This window comes from Roseofilum sp. (genome assembly GCF_982964205.1).
The window spans coordinates 1-15445 of sequence record NZ_CEZBFX010000115.1; the positions used below are offsets into that span (position 1 = coordinate 1).

The 15445-nt window shown below is 45.1% G+C and carries 15 protein-coding genes; 10 read left to right on the forward strand and 5 right to left on the reverse strand.

All coding sequences use genetic code 11. From position 1 onward, the window contains the following. Positions 1–151 precede the first annotated feature (151 nt). Both AC3A14_RS20505 and ribD read right to left on the reverse strand, forming a co-directional pair. The gene (locus tag AC3A14_RS20505) at positions 152–712 is read right to left on the reverse strand and encodes a hypothetical protein (protein ID WP_318734537.1); all 561 of its coding nucleotides are present in this window, start codon (positions 710–712) and stop codon (positions 152–154) included. 110 nt (positions 713–822) lie between these two features. Next, on the reverse strand, positions 823–1944 hold the full coding sequence (gene ribD, locus AC3A14_RS20510) for a bifunctional diaminohydroxyphosphoribosylaminopyrimidine deaminase/5-amino-6-(5-phosphoribosylamino)uracil reductase RibD (RefSeq protein ID WP_318734535.1): 1122 nt from the start codon (positions 1942–1944) through the stop codon (positions 823–825). 174 nt (positions 1945–2118) lie between these two features. Between ribD and AC3A14_RS20515 the strand changes: the two genes are divergently transcribed. The 3 genes from AC3A14_RS20515 (at position 2119) to AC3A14_RS20525 (ending at position 4350) form a co-directional block, all read left to right on the forward strand. Then, positions 2119–2817, forward strand: a complete 699-nt coding sequence (locus tag AC3A14_RS20515; RefSeq protein WP_318734533.1) for an MBL fold metallo-hydrolase — start codon at positions 2119–2121, stop codon at positions 2815–2817. A gap of 44 nt (positions 2818–2861) precedes the next feature. Next, positions 2862–3407 carry a rhodanese-like domain-containing protein gene (locus AC3A14_RS20520; RefSeq protein ID WP_318699818.1) on the forward strand — a complete coding sequence of 182 codons (546 nt, stop codon included), beginning with the start codon at positions 2862–2864 and terminating at the stop codon, positions 3405–3407. 166 nt (positions 3408–3573) lie between these two features. After that, complete coding sequence (locus AC3A14_RS20525; protein WP_318734530.1) at positions 3574–4350, forward strand: sulfite exporter TauE/SafE family protein; 777 nt, start codon at positions 3574–3576, stop codon at positions 4348–4350. A gap of 12 nt (positions 4351–4362) precedes the next feature. Here AC3A14_RS20525 and AC3A14_RS20530 read toward each other — a convergent pair whose 3' ends face one another. Next, on the reverse strand, positions 4363–6312 hold the full coding sequence (locus AC3A14_RS20530; protein ID WP_318734526.1) for a sensor histidine kinase: 1950 nt from the start codon (positions 6310–6312) through the stop codon (positions 4363–4365). Between the two features lie 211 nt (positions 6313–6523). On the opposite strand from AC3A14_RS20530, the gene AC3A14_RS20535 reads away from it, so the two are divergent. Next, positions 6524–7855 (forward strand): hypothetical protein, encoded by a 1332-nt coding sequence (locus AC3A14_RS20535; RefSeq protein WP_318734524.1) that lies wholly within the window; start codon positions 6524–6526, stop codon positions 7853–7855. A gap of 119 nt (positions 7856–7974) precedes the next feature. Here the strand turns inward: AC3A14_RS20535 and AC3A14_RS20540 are convergent, their stop codons facing one another. Further along, the gene (locus tag AC3A14_RS20540) at positions 7975–8094 is read right to left on the reverse strand and encodes an NAD synthetase (protein WP_413038711.1); all 120 of its coding nucleotides are present in this window, start codon (positions 8092–8094) and stop codon (positions 7975–7977) included. 209 nt (positions 8095–8303) lie between these two features. Between AC3A14_RS20540 and murD the strand changes: the two genes are divergently transcribed. From murD to AC3A14_RS20570, 6 genes are all read left to right on the forward strand, one after another. Then, positions 8304–9659 carry a UDP-N-acetylmuramoyl-L-alanine--D-glutamate ligase gene (murD, locus tag AC3A14_RS20545; protein ID WP_413039251.1) on the forward strand — a complete coding sequence of 452 codons (1356 nt, stop codon included), beginning with the start codon at positions 8304–8306 and terminating at the stop codon, positions 9657–9659. After that, complete coding sequence (locus AC3A14_RS20550) at positions 9638–9805, forward strand: hypothetical protein (RefSeq protein ID WP_318734519.1); 168 nt, start codon at positions 9638–9640, stop codon at positions 9803–9805. The genes murD and AC3A14_RS20550 overlap by 22 nt, the downstream gene beginning before the upstream one ends. Next, entirely contained in the window at positions 9732–12641 is a 2910-nt protein-coding gene (locus AC3A14_RS20555) for a UPF0182 family protein (RefSeq protein ID WP_318734540.1), read from the forward strand. Before AC3A14_RS20550 ends, AC3A14_RS20555 begins: the two co-directional genes overlap by 74 nt. A 20-nt stretch (positions 12642–12661) precedes the next feature. Next, positions 12662–12889, forward strand: a complete 228-nt coding sequence (locus AC3A14_RS20560) for a hypothetical protein (RefSeq protein WP_318727488.1) — start codon at positions 12662–12664, stop codon at positions 12887–12889. A gap of 38 nt (positions 12890–12927) precedes the next feature. Continuing rightward, positions 12928–13227: a hypothetical protein gene (locus AC3A14_RS20565; protein ID WP_318734518.1), complete on the forward strand. Its 300-nt coding sequence runs from the start codon at positions 12928–12930 to the stop codon at positions 13225–13227. 97 nt (positions 13228–13324) lie between these two features. Further along, positions 13325–14914, forward strand: a complete 1590-nt coding sequence (locus AC3A14_RS20570; RefSeq protein ID WP_318734516.1) for a glucose-6-phosphate isomerase — start codon at positions 13325–13327, stop codon at positions 14912–14914. A gap of 284 nt (positions 14915–15198) precedes the next feature. Here the strand turns inward: AC3A14_RS20570 and AC3A14_RS20575 are convergent. After that, the coding region (locus AC3A14_RS20575; RefSeq protein WP_487779136.1) for a hypothetical protein at positions 15199–15445 on the reverse strand (247 nt) is incomplete at its 5' end.

A 15445-nucleotide genomic window follows, 5' to 3' on the forward strand; every position in this document is an offset into this window, starting at 1 on the left:
TTGATACTCTATTTTATTCTATCTTCATTCTCGGAGAGTGACAGAAGAGGGATAAGGCATCAAAGGTCAACTGTTCCGGTCAGTCTGCATAGACTTAGACCTTAGATTAAGCACGATTCTACTATAGCAGAGTGAATAAAAACTGGGATTTTCATTTAGGTAGAAATTCGGGCAAGGGAGCGCTCTCAGGTGGGGATTGATTCAGATATTGAGACATTACCCAGTATCCAGCATAGGCAGGAATCATCAGGGCGAGAAGGAAGGCAAGGGTGGCGAACCAAATTTTGGAGTTACCGGACGATCCATAATGACATCGATAGGGGTCAAAGGAGAGGGTTTCTGGGCGAATTTTCTGTCGAGCAGCGATCGCTCGCCGAAATCTGACTCGGCGATCGTCAAGTTTTTCTAACAAAATCCAACCGGCTTGGGATTCTTCACGACAAAGTTGATGCAATATAGTTGGATTGCGAAATAAATCACTATTGGCTCGCACAATCTTGAATTCCCATCCGCGTGCTTTGGTTGAACCATTCTGATTCCCTTGTCCTTCTGTACCAAAGTGTTCTTTGGGTTCGTAATGGGTCAAAACTTCTTCCTCCTCCTCATTCCGTTTCTGGATTTCGATATAACTGCGATGAATACTATTGCCCATCATCAGCAATTGACATCCCAAGCTACTGAAAAATAAACTACTAATAACTAATTCGAGCATATAGCGCTTCGCGTGGTAATGGGTAATGGATAATGGTCACTCGTTAAGGTTCTAAGCATAGGGTCAAGGAGGGAGAAGGCAATAGGCACGAATAGCAATAGTTCCCATTTTTAACGCTTAGAGGAATCGCGATTAACGAGATAACCTTCAATTAATATATCGCTGCCTAAAGATTGATACTGAATATCAGTTAGATTTAGAGCTTCAGTCATTTGGGTTAATCTTAAATCGCCCACGGGAGAAGGAGCGCGATCGCCCCCAATAATTTTGGGTGCAATAAAAGCATAAACTTTCTGCACCATTCCAGAAGCGATCGCCTGCGCTCCCAGTTGTCCTCCACATTCCCATAACACCGATAAAAATCCCCGTTGATATCCATATTCCATAACAGCTCTGGGAGTCAGTTGGGGAAATTCCACCACTTCAACCCCCTGGTTGCCAAGCTCCGTCTGCAATTGGGGATTAGCACCTTGCTCCGTTAACACCACGGTTGGTGCAACCAACTCCCACAATTGCGCCGATCGGGGTAAATTCAAAGAACGACTCATCACCATCCGCACCGGGTTGCGATCCACGACTCCATGGGTAGTTAATTGGGGATTATCTTTTCTTACTGTATTCCCTCCCACAATCACTGCATCACAAGTCCCTCGCAACTGATGTACCCACCGCCTAGAGACTTCTCCAGTAATCCATTGGCTATGACCTGTGGTTGTAGCGATTTTTCCGTCTAATGTCATAGCATACTTAAAAATACCCCAAGGGAGTTGATGGCGGATACGATGAATAAATGCTTCATTAAGCTGCTGACACGCTTTTTCTTCTACCCCCACCTTAACCTCGATTCCCGCGTCTCTGAGCCGTTGAATACCTCCACCAGATACCCTCGGATCGGGGTCTACCATCCCCACCACCACTCGCTTTACTCCTGCGGCAATTAGGGCTTCTGTACAAGGAGGAGTGCGACCATAATGATTACAAGGCTCTAAATTCACATAGACGGTTGCTCCCCAGGCGCGATCGCCCGCCTCTTGTAGGGCAAACACTTCAGCATGGCTAGCTCCAGCGCGGGGATGGAAGCCTTCCCCCACAATTTGATTTTCCGCCACCACTATCGCTCCCACAAGGGGATTTGGAGCAGTTCGCCCAAGGGCTTGGCGGGCTAATTCAATGCACCGATGAATGTAAGGAGAATCTACCTCTGAGTGAGATTCAGTCGAGGAATCAATCAAGGTTGTAATTGGATAGTTGAGACCTTTGAGCAAGAATTCTGGCTGATTTTAGCATAAATTGATGTCGGGATTACAAAGAAGAGAGTCGGGGAGTGAACAACTACGATGTTCTTAATTTACTAAATCTCTAAATAGTGATATGCTTTTGATTAAGCGTGAATGAAGGAGACTTGGATGCTATTTCGTCAATTATTCGATCCAGAAACCAGCACGTATACTTATCTATTAGCCGATCTGAAGACTCAAGAAGCCCTCTTGGTCGATCCGGTGCTAGAGCAAGTGGATCGTGACCTGAAACTGTTGCAGGAGTTAGGGTTAAGTCTCTGCTATTGTCTAGAAACCCATATTCATGCTGACCATATTACCGGGAGCGGCCAGCTTCGGGAAGTGACCGGTTGTACATCCCTAGTTCCTCAACAGGCTGGAGTCTCCTGTGCCGATCGCTTTATGACTGATGGGGAATTATTACAAGTTGGAGGAATTGAGATTCAGGCGATCGCCACTCCAGGTCATACCGATAGCCACATGGCCTATCTAGTGAATGGACACAAATTGCTTACGGGTGATTCTCTGCTCATTCGAGGATGTGGTCGTACAGACTTCCAAAGCGGCGATCCAGGTCTGCTCTATGATGCCATTACTCAACGGTTATTTACGCTTCCCAACCCGACAGAAGTCTATCCCGGTCATGATTATAAAGGCTGCACGGTTTCTACCATTGGCGAAGAAAAACAATTTAATCCTCGTTTAGCTGGTCACACTCGTGAGAGTTTTATCGCCCTCATGCAAAGTTTAAATTTACCCAACCCGAAAAAAATTGCCGAAGCAGTTCCTGCAAATCAAAGATGCGGGAAAGTGCCGGCCGTAGCTTAATGAAGTCTCTATCTAATCATTTCCTGAGTCAAATTTAATCAACTATGGTTACCCATCAAAATCTGCAAGATAAACTACAAACCATCGACAGTTCTTCGGTACAAGAGTTGTGGGAAAAAGATCGGATTCAGTTCATTGATGTGCGCGAACCCAGTGAATATGCTGGCGAGCGTATTTCAGGGGCTATTTCTCGACCCTTATCTCGTTTTAATCCGGATGATTTTCTCCCCGATCGCACCAAACCCTTCATTCTCTATTGCCAAACCGGAAATCGTTCAGTCACGGCTGCCCAAAAGCTCTTTCTAGCGGGATTTGAAGAGGTAACTCACCTAGGAGGAGGATTAGAGGAATGGAAACAACAGGGATATCCGACTCATGTTAATCCCAAGGCTCCGATTAGCCTTATGCGTCAGGTACAAATTGTGGCCGGTTCTTTGGTCTTAACTGGAACTTTATTGGGTGTATTTGTGGCTCCTGGTTTCTTGTTTTTGAGTGGTTTTGTGGGAGCCGGATTGATGTTTGCTGGAATTAGTAATACCTGTATGATGGCTCGGTTATTGGCAAAATTGCCTTACAATAGAATTCTGTAAGAAGTCCGGTAATAGGCACTCTAGCAATAGTCTATAAAGTTAGTACATTACTATTCATTTTTTGCCCACTTATGCCAGGGATCTAATCAGCGAGTTTAGAGTGACTTTCTCTCTCTGCTGGTAGAGGTGGAATCAGTAAAGAGTCAGGAGCAATGAGGAAAATCAGATGGTAGTGAATCTGGTGGGACATGCTTTGGCCGTTTGTATGGGCTTGAGTTTGGGTTTAATTGGTGGTGGCGGTTCAGTATTGGCTCTGCCCGTGTTAATGTATGTAATGGGGGTAGAGACAAAATCAGCGATCGCCATGACATTAGCGATTGTCGGTAGCGTCAGTCTTATTGGAGTCATCTCCCATTGGCGATCGGGTCATGTGAACCTGAAAGCAGCAGCAATGTTTGCACCTCCAGCTATGGTGGGTTCCTATCTAGGTGCTAAAATTGCGACTCAACCCATGGTTAGTCCCACGATACAACTGATGGGTTTTGTCGCGATGATGGTGACGGCCAGTATTTTAATGATTCAGAAGAGTCACACGCAAAAGAGTGAAGAGATACTGAAAGCTCGCCAAGTTTCAGGAGTTTGGCAGAGGTTTATACTCATTCCCTTAGCTGGCTTCAGTGTAGGATTAGTGACCGGATTTGTGGGGATTGGCGGTGGTTTTTTGGTCATTCCAGCGTTGGTGTTATTGATTCAGATTCCCATGAAAGAGGCGATCGGGACATCTCTGTTGGTGATTTCGTTTCAATCTGGAACCGGGTTTTGGGGATATCTGAGCAGTCAGATCCCGATTAATTTACCCTTGGTGTTTTCCTTCATTGTTGCTGCGAGTACAGGAATTATTTTGGGGTCATACTTAACTCAGTTTGTGCCTGGAAAGCAACTAGAGAAAGGTTTTGGCTATTTTCTGCTGGCGATCGCCGTTTTCATCGTGGTCAAATCCTAATCCGATCTGCACTCACACTTGAGTTTTCAAAGCCTGCGATCGCTCCAACTGTTGCACATCAATCAAAGGCAACACAATTTCCACCGTTGTTCCCTGTCCATCTCCCTCACTATACAGAGCAATCTTACCGTCCATCATCTCAATCAAATTCCGAGAAATCGCCAATCCTAAACCCGTCCCTTCAAACTTACGAGTCCGAGTTCCATCAGCCATGACAAACGGTTGAAACAGCTTGGATTGAGCAGAAGGATCGATTCCAATTCCCGTATCTTTGATCGCAATCCTCACCTGCGATCGGGTCAAATTATTGCCGTTAGAGTTTGACTCCACTTTGATCGTAATTCCTCCCTCTTCAGTAAATTTAACTGAATTGCCAATAATATTCATGAAAACTTGCTTCAGTTTATCTGCATCAGCAGCGATCGGAATTGAGTCAGGAATACTTTCATAAATTAAAGATAAACCTTTCGATTGTATAGGAGCCGATTCAATATCAATCACCTCTTTAAGAATCTGATTTAAATCCACTGGGGCTAACTCTAGAGACAGTTTACCTGCTTCAATTTTAGATAAATCCAAAATATCATTAATAATCGAGAGTAAATGGAGGGCAGCATTATCCACTTGTTGCAAAAACTCAAATTCTTCCTCCTTATCATCACAGAACCCATCTTTAACCAAGCGAACCGAGCCAATAATTGCATTAAGAGGCGTTCTTAATTCATGGGAGATACTGGTTAAAAATTCACTTTTGAGCTGATTAGAACTTTTGGCTTCTTGCCAAGCAACTTCCAACTCTTCAGCCCAACTGGTTAACCGAGCCACCATACTATTGAGGGCTTTAGCCAGTTGATTAAATTCATGAATTTTGAATTTCTGGGGAATGGCTTCCGGGGAAACACTGCATTCAAAACTTTGGGCATATTTTCCTAGTTGTTCAACTGGAGTAACTAAAGAGCGAGATAAAATTAATGTTGCAATTAAATTAGCTGCAATTAATCCCAAAACTAAATTAATTAAAGTCTGCCGAATTTCCTGAAGACCATAGAGAGCGTGTTCAAGGGGGGTGACTGCTAAAACAACCCATTTACCCTTGCTCGATCCGGCCGTTGTTGGATTAGGAATAGCTGTATATCCAGTAATCACTTCTCGACTACTTTGATCGAATTCAGGTAAGTGGAGAAAATTAGTTTGTCCTGCTGTAGCCGATCGGAGAATTGATTCTAATCTAAAGTTAAGATTTTTGTTTTTTTCTTCACTAACATAAGTACCAATTCGAGTGGGATCGATATGAGCAATTATTGTTCCTTCTTCATTAATAATTACTGTATAGCCGGATAAGGATTTGCGATCTTGATTTTGTTGGAGGGAAACAGTCGCTTCAATAACTAGATTAGATTGGGGTTGTCCAGAAGGATCGTAAACTGGCGCATTAATTAAAAAATGGAGTCGATCCTTACCATAATGATAGAAAGCAGATGGTAGAGCCTCTAAGAGTAACTTAACTTCTACATGGGTCGAAAATTGTGCATAGGATTTTTGAGCGATTTTTTCAGAGTCTAAGTTACCGATCCTCTCTACTCCACAGGTACTAGAAATTACCTTATCTTGGGTTGGGTCGTGTAGTTGTAAACACACCACAGAATTAGAAAACCGCTGACTTAGCTCGTTAAGATAGGGATCTATTTTGGACAAGTCCCCTGATTGCAAAATTCCACTTTCACTGGCCGTTTTCACCTGATCGGTCAGAGCCTTGATACTTAGATCGAGGCGATCGCCTTTTTCAATGGCACTTTCAATAATATTATACCGAGCCGTTTCTAATAAACTCGAACGCGCTTTACGGTAGGTGGCATATTGAAGTAAAAGTAAAACGGGAATCGTCATCAGCAAAATCCGCCCCATGAGAATGCGACGAAAAGAGGTTTCAGTGGATTGGAGCAAACGGAAGAACTTCAACATACCCTAATATGGCAAAGGATTGCACAGTAGGAGCATCACTAGGATAACTCCTAGGTTGGGACACAATTAATTAAAATGGAGGTTCGATAGAACGCCTTGATTCATTGTATGAAATTGCAAGTGTTTTTATCTACCAAAAATTACGGAAATTACGCAAGTATTTTGACCGGAAGTCAGCCATAATAGTGATAAAGAACTCAAAAATCATCTGATGGCCCGTCTCAATCATAAGGCATATACTATTCTAGTACGGGAACTAGAGCGGTGTGTGGGAAATGATCCGCTCCAAGCTCCTGTGAAAATGTTGATCCTCAAACGGTTAGAGCGATTACGACAACAAACGGGAGAGCCGGTTTCGGCTCAACAGTTACGGGAGATCATTCAGGATCTGATCCCTGAGTTTAGAGATGCAGCAATTCGCAAGGCCGCTAAAGCCAATCAACCCTCTGGAATGTTTAGCTATTTGTCCTGGGGAGTGATGGGTTTAGCTGGATTAGCAGGTTTGGTTTATATTCTCAATCTCCCCTATCCTATGATTCGCTGGCCAGTGTCCAAAACGATTCCCCTGGTGCTACTGCCCAGTTATATGAAAATGGATTATGATTACCGGGGGGCGATCGCCAATGTGGAAAAAGCAGACCAACTGATTAACCAAGCTACTAGCGCTGCTGATATCGAGTTAGGCGCAGAAAAAGTGGCCATAGCTCAAAACCATCTGGATGGTTTACCGGTGTGGTTTTTAGGCTACTTTCCCCGGCGCTACTGTACATTTTTTAGTTGTAGTTGGCAGTTTACCCTGGATGAGTATAAGGGCGCTCGGCAACAGGTCGCCCGCATGGATGCTAAAATTTTCCAGCAGAACAATGCTTTAACGCTTTTGGAAGAGGGCGCTAGTCAAATCGAAGAGGGGAAAAGCCAATATCAACAAGCCAACTCTGAGGCGAGTAAACAGGAAGCGATCGCCATTTGGCAAGCTGGACTCGATAAACTCGATCTCATCCCTCCTCAAACCGTTGCTGGACGAATGTCTGCAGCTCAAATGAAAGCATATCAGCGCGATTTTCAGCAGGTTTCTGGACGCAGTGCTGGAACCGGCAAAACCGATACCCTCATCCAAGCAGCGGCTCAATATGGCATGGCAGCAGCCCAAATGTCTCAAAATCCTCCCCATCCTGAGGAGCAGTGGCAGGAAATTATCCGCTTCTGGGATCGGGCAAGCGAGCAATTGGAGCGGGTAAAAGATGATAATCCTACCTATGTGCAAGCCCAGACTAAATTAGCTGAATATCGTCAAAATGCTGCCATGGCGAGGATTCGTCTGCGGAATGAGCAAAGTTCTACTAAAGCGCTGAATCAGGCGAAAAGTCAAATTACCGCCTGGCAAAAGTTAGCCGCTTCTAGTGCCAATACTGGGGTACTTGTCAGTGGACTGCAAAGCATTATTTATGACCTAGATCGAGTAAAATCGGGCACAAAGGCTACGGAAGAAGCGCGATCGCTCCGCGAGTTTGCTGAAGCGAAAATGCAGGAATTGAGTCAGTAGCTAATAGACTTCAGCTAGATGTCAGGGAATAGGCAATAGCTTGCCTAGCTAACTGGCTATCTTTCACGTAAAGTCTCCGATACGTTTGGAAGCCCCGTCGCTGTCTTCGCGGGGATTGGTTACCTTTTATCCTGCTCATTAAAACCCGATAAACCTTGGAATAGCATGACTAAGCCTCCGATCGCGATCGCGATCGCCAATCCTCCCGCAATCCAATCTAACACCGGTGTATTTTCCATAATTTCCCCCCTCTTTACCGATTGATGTACATAGGAGCTGACAGTTTTTTTACCCTTACTCCAAGGCTCAGAATATCATACCCAGTCCGCTGAATCAGTTAGAAATAGCAAAATCACTGGGCAATTAGATCGCTGGGAAGAAGAAAACAAACGAAGATCGCACAAAGACTTATGATAAAGAACGAACTGTGTCTGCCGCCCAAAAGAATATGCCCCTTGCTCATGTCATTGGTTTAGGTAAATCTGGAATTGCAGCCGCTAAACTGCTACACCGTCAAGGATGGCAGGTGAAAGCGAGCGATCGCCAAATCTCTGATGCTTTACGCCAACAACAGAAAACCCTTCACAATCTGGGAATTGCCTGCGATCTCGGCTCTTCCTTCAGCTTAGAGGATGCCCCCCTGCCAGAACGGATTGTAGTTAGTCCTGGAGTTCCCTGGGATATTCCCGTGTTGGTGCAAGCACGAGCGCAAGGCATAGAAATCCTGGGAGAAATGGAACTGGCTTGGCAAGAATTGAGCGATATTCCTTGGGTGGGAGTCACCGGAACCAATGGCAAAACCACCACTACCGCTTTAATTGCCGCGATTTTTCAACAGGCTGGCTTTTATGCCCCCGGCTGCGGTAACATTGGCTACGCAGCTTGTGAGTTGGCACTCGGTGAAAAACGGCCGGATTGGGTGATTGCCGAAATTAGTAGTTATCAAATTGAATCCTCCTCTACCCTATCGCCCCAAATAGGGGTCTGGACAACGTTTACCCCCGATCATCTCAAGCGCCATAAAACTCTGGACAATTATTACGAGATTAAAGCACAGTTATTGCGGCGATCGCATCATCAAGTCTTTAATGGCGATGATGCCTATTTGCGTCAAAGGGGTCTCAAAGAATGGCCTAATGCCTATTGGACGAGCATTAAAGGCAAACAGCATTTAGTTAGTTCTCCCCAGAATGGGATTTATATTCAAGACCGCTGGGTGATGGTGCAAGGCGACCCCATTTTACCCGCTGCCAGTTTGAAAATGGTGGGAGCGCATAACCAGCAAAATCTATTAATAGCGGTAGCTGTGGCTCGGTTAGCGGGGATTGAACGGGAAGCCATTGCTGAGGCGATCGCCAATTTTCCTGGCGTTCCCCATCGTTTAGAACTCATTAGTGCGATCGATCAAATTGACTTGATTAATGATAGTAAAGCCACCAATTATGATGCGGCTGAAGTGGGTTTATCGGCAGTTCAAGCTCCCGTTATTTTAATTGCAGGTGGAGAAGCGAAAGAAGGAGATGACACCCAATGGTTGCATCGCATTAAGTCTAAAGCGGCAGCAGTCTTACTCATCGGCGAAGCTGCGCCCCATTTTGCCCAACGCTTAGAAGCGGTGGGTTATGATTCCTATGAGATGGTCGAAACTTTGGATCGAGCCATTCCCCGTTCCTTAGTTTTAGCAAAACACTATCAAGCCAAAGGAGTCTTATTTTCTCCCGCCTGCGCCAGTTTCGATCAATATGCTAACTTTGAGCAACGGGGCGATCATTTCCGCCAATTATGTTTAGAACTCAACCAGTAGAAGCAAAAATTTTTTTGCCTCTACTCCTCTCTCCTGATACTGACGAACTTGGTTTAAATCAACATGCAGTGGCTGCGATCGCCAAAAATCGGTTGGATTTTAGTTATCCTGTTGGCAGGATGGCTTATTTTCGAGATCGCGACTAACCTGATCGCCGAAGGACTATGGTTTAACGAACTTGGTTATCGTGCTGAATTTGCCCTCCGGGTGAAAACGCAACTGATTGTTGGTACGCTTATTTTCGGAATCAGCAGCCTCTATCTATGCGGGAATCTCTGGGTTGCAAACCGGCTCAAATATCCCAAACCCCCAGAAGAACAAGACGCTTATCCTCAATATCCCAAAACCATTCCCCTAGGGGGGTTGCTGCTATCCGTCGGACTCTTAAGTCTCGTTTTAGGATTAATTATTGTCCAATATACAGAAGTCATTCTTCCCTATTGGCATACCGATTTTAATATTGCCAGCCTTACTCCCGAACTTCCCCCTCGATTTCGCCCCGAATCAGCTCTTCGCACCTTTCTAGATCTACCCTCTTCTGGAGTCAAAACCCTATTTGTCCTTGGGTTCCCCATTCTCCTCTTGTGCATTCCCCAAAGAACGCTACTGGCGATCGCCATTTTCCTCAGCACAGGTTTAGGCGTAATTTTATCGAGCCATTGGGCCAAAATTCTCACCAGCTTTAATCCCACTCCCTTTAATCAAGTCGATCCCCTCTTTAACCAAGACATTAGCTTCTACATCTTCACCTTACCCGTTCTCCATCTCCTGGAATTCTGGCTCGTTATTCTCTGTGTTTTTTCCTTACTTGCCGTTACCATCATCTACTTATTATCCGGTAGAAGTTTAGCCCTGGGTAGTTTTCCCGGTTTTTCTCCCAAACAGCGCCGCCATTTGCAAGTCATCAGCGCCGCAGTGATGTTTAGCGTTGCCTATAGTTATGTCCTCTCCCGCTACGAACTCCTCTATTCTCCTACCGGAGTCATTTATGGAGCCAGCTTCACCGATATCTATACCCAAAAACCGATGATTGAAGTGCTGTCTATTCTGGCAGCAAGCTATGGTTTTTTCCTTTTAGGTCGCTCGGTCTATTGGGCAAAAAAACGGGATATTTGGCGGAAAATGATTTATGGGATGCTTCTCTTTTTAACCATTGCAGGAGTGAGCAACTATGCCCTACCGGCCCTAAGCCAGCGCCTCATCGTTCAACCCAACGAGCTGCAACGAGAAACTCCATTTATCCAGCGCACCATTGAATTTACTCGATCGGCTTTTAATTTAGACCAAATTGACGTTTATCCGTTTAATCCTGAAGGACAATTAACCGTACAAGACTTACTCAACAATAAGCTAACTCTTGATAATATTCGCCTCTGGGATACTCGCCCCCTCTTACAAACCAACCGGCAACTGCAACAAATTCGCTTATATTATAAATTTCTGGATGCCGATATTGAGCGCTATACTTTCCGCCAGCGAGATTATCAAGGCACGGAAAAACAACAGGTCATTTTAGCGCCACGAGAATTAGATTATGAAGGAGTACCTGAAGAGGCAAAAACTTGGATCAATGAACATTTAGTCTATACCCATGGTTATGGCTTTACTATGTCGCCAGTGAATACGGTTGCCTCCGATGGTTTACCCGAATATTATGTCAAAGATATTGGAGCAGAAAGCCCAGAAGGACAAACCACTCCCGTTTGGATTTCTGAGCCTCGAATTCGCGATAGTATTCCCATTGGTCAACCGAGAATTTATTATGGAGAGTTGACCAATACTTATCTTATGACTCCTTCGAGGGAACCCGAGTTAGATTATCCCCAAGGAGATGCTAACCAATATAACTTTTATGATGGGACAGGGGGCGTATCGATCGCCAGTCGCTGGAGACGGTGGTTGTTTGCTAAATACCTCAAAGATTGGCAAATGCTCTTAACCCAATCTTTTACGCCAGAAACTAAGGTTTTATTTCGTCGCAATATCGTTGAGCGAGTCCAAGCACTTGCTCCCTTTCTCCGATTCGATCGAGACCCATATTTAGTCGTTGCTAATACTGACTTAAGTGGGGATAACAGTAACAATAAGGAGAACTATTTGTATTGGATTATTGATGCTTATACAACCAGCGATCGCTATCCCTATTCCGATCCAGAAAAACTCCCCTTTAACTACATTCGCAACTCCGTAAAAGTCGTCGTCGATGCCTACAATGGCAAGGTTTATTTTTTCATTGCTGATGACTCCGACCCGATGATTCAAACCCTTACCAAAATCTTTCCTAACCTGTTCCGTAGTTTAAACGATATGCCCCAATCCCTTAAAGTTCATATTCGCTATCCTGTAGACCTGTTTAGCATCCAATCCGATCAACTGTTAACCTATCATATGCGCGATCCTCAAGTCTTTTACAACCGTGAGGATCAATGGCGCTCTCCCCTAGAAATCTATGGCGGTCAACCCCAAACTGTAGAACCTTATTATTTAATCATGAAGTTGCCGACTGAAAATCGAGAAGAATTTATCTTACTTCATCCCTTTACTCCCGCGAGTCGCAATAACTTAATTGCTTGGTTAGCCGGTCGTTCAGATGGAGAAAATTACGGTAAACTTTTGCTCTATCAATTCTCTAAACAGCAGCTTGTTTATGGGCCAGAACAAATTGATGCTCTGATTAATCAAGACCCAGAAATTTCCCGTCAAATCTCTCTCTGGAACCGGCAGGGATCAAAAGCTATTCAGGGAAACCTCCTTGTCATTCCCATTGAAAAATCTCTGCTTTACGTCGAACCCCTCTATTTGGAAGCCGAACAAAATAGCTTACCGACCTTAGTCCGAGTGATTGTTGCCTATGACAACCAAATTGTTATGGCTAACACCCTAGAGAGAGCCATCAATGCTATCTTTAATTCCCCTAATTCTAGTCCCTCTAATCCCCCCACACCTGTAATTCGCAACTTAGATGAAATTGGATCGCCCTAGGGGTTAGAATGGGGGAGGCAATGCAGACCTCCTATCTCAAGGGTATGATTGATACCAAGAAACGACAACAGATCCACGATCTCGTCGATGGACTCCCGGAAGAATACTTAAATCAAGTTTGGGCTTTTTTAGCTCCTCTGAGTGCAGATGTCTATGTACTGACCATGATGCACGCAACCATGGATACAATCAAACCCGGTGATTTCATGAATCGCGAAGAAGCTCTAGGGTTTTTGCATCATCCATAATAAACCAATCCTCGATCGCTGGCACAGGTGAAAATCCTATGACTGTGGCTCACTCCTCCACACTATCATCGACCCAATACCAACTGCTCTATCACCGTAGTTTTCTCCAAGATCTACAAAAGTTACAGAAAAGAGAAAAGAGTAGCTATGAAACAATTTATCGCTTTGTATTTACTGAGTTCCTGAGCCTCAAACGCCTAGAAGACCTGCCAAACCTGCATCGACTTGGCCCAGAGCCAATGTTCTATCATTTTACGATTGGAGAATATCTGATTGCGATCGCCGTCATGGGGCAAATTGTTAAATTTCTCCGGATTCTACCCAAACCGGAGATCTAAACGGTATGGTGTCTAGGAGAGTTTTAAGTAACCTCTAATTACCTTGTTTCGATCGGCGATCGCCGACAATGCCTCAACCCTTTGGAGAAGACTGGTTATGGATGCAGCAACCCTCTGGCAACGTTATCAAGACTGGCTGTACACCCACGACAGCCTAGGATTTTATCTCGACATTAGTCGAATGAGGTTTGACGATCGTCTAGTCGCACAAATACAGCCCAAGCTTGACAAAGCCTTTGCCGAAATGGCTAAACTGGAATCAGGGGCGATCGCCAACCCAGATGAAGGACGAATGGTGGGGCACTACTGGCTACGCAACCCCGATCTTGCACCCAATCCCCAACTCAAAGCTGAAATCAACGAAACCTTAGAAGCGATTCATCGCTTCACCCAAGATATCCACTCTGGAGCCATCAAACCCCCCAATGCTCCCCAATTCACTGATATTCTCTCCATCGGCATCGGTGGATCGGCCCTAGGGCCCCAATTTGTTGCTCAAGCCTTAGCCTCCTCCTCCCCTCAACTCCATATTCACTTTATTGACAACACCGATCCGACAGGTATCGACCGTACCCTAGGCCAACTCAAAGATAAACTCAATACCACCCTAGTCATTATCATCTCCAAATCTGGAGGCACGCCCGAAACCCGCAACGGCATGATCGAAGCCAAAGCTGCCTATGAAGCCGCTAACCTCCCCCATAGCCCCCACTTTATCGCCATTACCGGCCATGAGAGTAAACTGGAACAACTCGCTAAATCTGAACATTGGTTAGCCACCTTCCCCATGCATGACTGGGTAGGCGGGCGCACCTCCGAACTCTCTGCTGTTGGTTTAGTTCCCGCCGCTCTACAAGGGATCGACATCAACCAAATGTTAGCGGGAGCCAAAGAAATGGATGAAGCCACCCGCATCCCCTCCCTCAAACAAAATCCTGCCGCTCTGCTTGCCCTTTCCTGGTACTTCGCTGGCAATGGTAAAGGAGAAAAAGACATGGTGATTTTGCCCTACCAAGACAGCTTGCTGCTCTTTAGCCGCTATCTCCAACAGTTAGTGATGGAATCCTTGGGTAAAGAAAAGGATTTAGACGGTAATACGGTCTATCAAGGGATTGCTGTTTATGGTAACAAAGGCTCCACCGACCAACATGCCTATGTCCAGCAGTTGCGCGAAGGTGTACCGAATTTCTTTGTCACCTTTATTGAAGTTCTGAAAGACCGCGATCGCCCTTCCCCCGAAGTAGAACCTGGCGTTACCTGTGGTGACTATCTGTCTGGACTATTGCAAGGAACCCGCAAAGCCCTATACGAAAATAACCGGGACTCCATTACCGTCACTATGCCTGAAGTCACTCCGCGCACTGTAGGAGCATTGATTGCCCTCTATGAGCGGGCGGTCGGATTTTATGCCACCTTGGTCAATATCAATGCCTATCACCAACCTGGGGTAGAAGCAGGGAAAAAAGCTGCCGCTAGTGTTCTCCAGTTGCAAAATCAAATGATGCAAGCTTTAGGGGAGAGCGACAGAGCTTTATCTTTGGTAGAATTAGCCACTGCTGCCAACGCCCCAGAGGAAATTGAAGCAATTTATAAAATTGTCCGCCATTTAGCCTTCAATAATCGCGGAGTCGTCTTGCAAGGTGATACGGCTCAACTGCAAGAGTTAAAAGTGGCTAAGGCAATTTAAGAGTAAGGGCTTTCCGGCTGGAAAGCCCCTCGACCCAAGGATAAAACCCAATTTTGTCTATTGCTAGGGTGTGTCATACCAAATCCGGGTAGTACAGGTAGAGATGGATAGCAAGAAAATTGGGATTAGAACAGCATCTGTTTATTTTCTATACTATTCGGATTTGGTATCATTCATTAAAGACCTTGACAAAATGGATATTATGTGGGCTATCAGGCTGGCGATCGCTATGCTAATAATTTGACATTGCTTCTAACTCGATCGCGCCAGAAAAACTTTCGCCTTTACCCTGTGGTTTTCCTGGAGCGAACATGACGAAAAATGGAGTCGTAGACAACCCGAATTGATTGCCAATTTCTCGAGCCTTCAATGACTGAGGAGGCACGCATCCGGTTATAATTAAATCGTTCTAATACCATTTCCCTATGAAGCTGCGCTTCATGGGAAAGGGTATAATAATGGGTAGGAAAAGAGCAAAGGAATATAGAGGTATTGATGGCAGGTCGGTTAAAAGTGAGTGTATCAGAAAGT

Excerpts from the sequence above, each read along its gene's own strand:
- AC3A14_RS20550 (WP_318734519.1), top strand. The coding sequence starts at position 9,638 with ATGTTTAGAACTCAACCAGTAGAAGCAAAAATTTTTTTGCCTCTACTC.
- AC3A14_RS20565 (WP_318734518.1), top strand. The coding sequence starts at position 12,928 with ATGACTGTGGCTCACTCCTCCACACTATCATCGACCCAATACCAACTG.
- AC3A14_RS20540 (WP_413038711.1), bottom strand. The coding sequence starts at position 8,094 with ATGGAAAATACACCGGTGTTAGATTGGATTGCGGGAGGATTGGCGATC.
- AC3A14_RS20560 (WP_318727488.1), top strand. The coding sequence starts at position 12,662 with ATGCAGACCTCCTATCTCAAGGGTATGATTGATACCAAGAAACGACAA.
- AC3A14_RS20530 (WP_318734526.1), bottom strand. The coding sequence starts at position 6,312 with ATGTTGAAGTTCTTCCGTTTGCTCCAATCCACTGAAACCTCTTTTCGT.
- AC3A14_RS20525 (WP_318734530.1), top strand. The coding sequence starts at position 3,574 with ATGGTAGTGAATCTGGTGGGACATGCTTTGGCCGTTTGTATGGGCTTG.
- AC3A14_RS20505 (WP_318734537.1), bottom strand. The coding sequence starts at position 712 with ATGCTCGAATTAGTTATTAGTAGTTTATTTTTCAGTAGCTTGGGATGT.
- AC3A14_RS20570 (WP_318734516.1), top strand. The coding sequence starts at position 13,325 with ATGGATGCAGCAACCCTCTGGCAACGTTATCAAGACTGGCTGTACACC.
- AC3A14_RS20520 (WP_318699818.1), top strand. The coding sequence starts at position 2,862 with ATGGTTACCCATCAAAATCTGCAAGATAAACTACAAACCATCGACAGT.
- murD (WP_413039251.1), top strand. The coding sequence starts at position 8,304 with ATGCCCCTTGCTCATGTCATTGGTTTAGGTAAATCTGGAATTGCAGCC.
- AC3A14_RS20535 (WP_318734524.1), top strand. The coding sequence starts at position 6,524 with ATGGCCCGTCTCAATCATAAGGCATATACTATTCTAGTACGGGAACTA.
- AC3A14_RS20515 (WP_318734533.1), top strand. The coding sequence starts at position 2,119 with ATGCTATTTCGTCAATTATTCGATCCAGAAACCAGCACGTATACTTAT.